The 2,640-nt window shown below is 69.9% G+C and carries 2 protein-coding genes; one reads left to right on the forward strand and one right to left on the reverse strand.

Features of this window, described 5'->3' with window-relative positions; genetic code table 11:
• Nucleotides 1-229 precede the first annotated feature (229 nt).
• Nucleotides 230-1,567 (reverse strand): adenylosuccinate lyase, encoded by a 1,338-nt coding sequence (gene purB, locus OZN99_RS29340; protein WP_270938754.1) that lies wholly within the window; start codon nucleotides 1,565-1,567, stop codon nucleotides 230-232.
• 129 nt (nucleotides 1,568-1,696) lie between these two features.
• Between purB and OZN99_RS29345 the strand changes: the two genes are divergently transcribed.
• Complete coding sequence (locus tag OZN99_RS29345; RefSeq protein WP_333779784.1) at nucleotides 1,697-2,518, forward strand: TerC family protein; 822 nt, start codon at nucleotides 1,697-1,699, stop codon at nucleotides 2,516-2,518.
• The last annotated feature ends 122 nt before the right edge of the window (nucleotides 2,519-2,640 follow it).

Below are 2,640 nucleotides of genomic sequence, written 5' to 3' on the forward strand. Positions count from 1 at the left end.
CCCAGCGCGGCGGCGGATCGTACCAGTAGCCGCTGGCCGGCGTCGCCGCGATGGCCTCGGCCGCCGCCGGTGCGACGGCCGGCGGCGCGGCCAGCGCGGCGGCCAGCACGGCGAGCGACAGAAGCTTCGGCAGCAAACGCATGGCGCCCGACCTCCTCATCGGGGCCAGTATATGATGGGCGGCTGTGGCGACACCTGGGCATTTCGGCCCCGGAACGCCTGCGAGCGATCACGCCTCGCCGAGGACGCGGGCGAAGATGGCATCCACCTGGCCGAAGTCGCGCGCCGGATCCATCGCGGCCGTCAGCGCCGCGGCATCGAGCCGCCCGGCCACCTCGGCATCGGCGAGCAGGTTCGCCGCGAAGTCGCGCGCGCCGGGCGTGCCGAGCGCCGTCCAGGTTGCCATGGCGGCACGCTGCACCGCGGCATAGGCGTCCTCCCGGCTCATGCCCGCCTGCGTCAGCGCGAGCAGCACCTTCTGCGAGTGCACGACGCCGCCGAGCGATTCGAGGTTGGCCTTCATCCGCTCGGGGTAGATGGTCAGCTTCGCCATCATGCCGGCGGCGCGCACCAGCGCGAAGTCCAGCGTCACCGTCGCGTCGGGGCCGATCATGCGCTCCACGCTGGAATGGCTGATGTCGCGCTCGTGCCACAGCGCGACGTTCTCCAGCGCCGGCACGGCATAGCCGCGCACGATGCGCGCCAGCCCGGTCAGGTTCTCGCTCAGCACCGGGTTGCGCTTGTGGGGCATGGCGCTGCTGCCCTTCTGGCCGGGGTGGAAATACTCCTCCGCCTCGCGCACCTCGCTGCGCTGCAGGTGCCGCACCTCGACCGCCAGCCGCTCGAGGCCGGAGGCGACCACGGCGAGCGTCGCGAAGTAGGCAGCGTGACGGTCGCGCGGGATGACCTGCGTGGAGACCGGCTCCACCGCCAGGCCGAGATGCTTCGCGACATGCGCCTCGACGCGCGGGTCGACGCTGGCGAAGGTGCCGACCGGCCCGCTGATCGCGCAGGTCGCGACCTCGGCCCGCGCCGCGACCAGCCGATCACGATGGCGTCGGAACTCCGCCCAGTGGTTGAGCAGCTTCAGCCCGAAGGTCGTCGGTTCGGCGTGGATGCCGTGACTGCGGCCGATGGTCGGCGTGTGCCTGTGCTCTACGGCGCGCCCGCGCAGCGCGTCCAGCAACTGGTCCACGTCGGCGATCAGCAGGTCCGCGGCCTGCGTCAGTTGCACGGCCAGGCATGTGTCGAGCACGTCGGAACTCGTCATGCCCTGGTGCATGAAGCGCGCATGCTCGCCGATGCCTTCGCCGAGCCAGGTGAGAAAGGCGATCACGTCGTGGCGCGTCTCGCGTTCGATCGCGTCGATGCGATCCAGGTCGGCCTGCGAGATCGCGGCGAGACGTGGCGCGCCATGCGTTCGGATCGCCTGCGCCGCCGCGCGCGGGATGGTGCCGAGCTCCGCCATGGCTTCGGCGGCCAGCGCCTCGATCTCGAACCAGATGCGGAAGCGGTTCTCGGGCGACCAGATCGCGGCCATCTCGGGCCGGCTGTAGCGCGGGATCATCTTGCGGTTCCGTGCCGGTGTGCGCCGCAGGCGGCGAGAGCTGCCTCTTCGCCCGTGGCGCTGCCAGTTGACAAGCCTGCGGAGGGACGTCGAAAGATCATGAACCGTCCGGGGATAGGTTGAGCAAAGATGGACTTTTCGTCATTCGGGCCGCAGCTCGAGGCGCTTTTCACGGTGTTGTTCATCGACATCGTGCTGGCCGGCGACAACGCGGTGGTCGTCGGCATGGCTGCCGCTGGCCTTCCGGCCGACCAGCGGCGCAAGGCGATCTTCTGGGGCATCGCCGCGGCGACGATCATGCGCATCGGCTTCGCCTCCATCACCATCCAGCTGCTGCAGGTCGTCGGCCTGGTCTTCGTGGGCGGGCTGCTGCTGCTGTGGGTCTGCTGGAAGATGTACCGCGAGCTGCGCGACGGCGGGAACCACAGCGCGGATCATGTGGAGCAGGACGAGGGCGTAGAGGCGCTCGAGGGCCATGAGACGCCCGGCGTGCCGAGGAAGACTCTGCGCCAGGCGATCACGCAGATCCTGGTCGCCGACATCTCGATGAGTCTCGATAACGTGCTCGCGGTCGCCGGCGCGGCGAAGGACCATCCCTACATCATGGCCTTCGGCCTGATCTTCTCCGTCGTGCTGATGGGCGTCGCGGCGACCTTCATCGCCAAGCTGCTGGAGAAGCATCGCTGGATCGGCTGGCTCGGCCTGTTCCTGATCCTCTATGTCGCCGTGCAGATGATCTACGAGGGCACCTTCGACATCGCCAACAACGTGCCGCATGCCTATGGCTACCTGTTCCTGCCGCTGGGCTGGATGGCGATCCCGGGCGGGGCGGCGACATTCCCGATCGGGCTGTGGTTCTTCGCGACGGTATTCCAGGTCGTCTTCCTCGTCGCGGTCGCGACGGTGGTGGCCGACCTGACGTTGCAACTGCTCCGCCGGCGGGCACGCTGAGCGATGCGGCATGCGCGGTTGCTGCTGCTGCTGCTGCCCGCCGCCTGCGCGCCCGGCGCGGGCGGCGGGCAGTCCGGCGTGACGCCGCCGCTGGAGGCGGCCGCCGCGCGTCTGCCTGCCTC

It is taken from the genome of Falsiroseomonas oryzae (assembly GCF_027856955.1).
Taxonomy (GTDB): Bacteria; Pseudomonadota; Alphaproteobacteria; order Acetobacterales; family Acetobacteraceae; genus Falsiroseomonas; species Falsiroseomonas oryzae.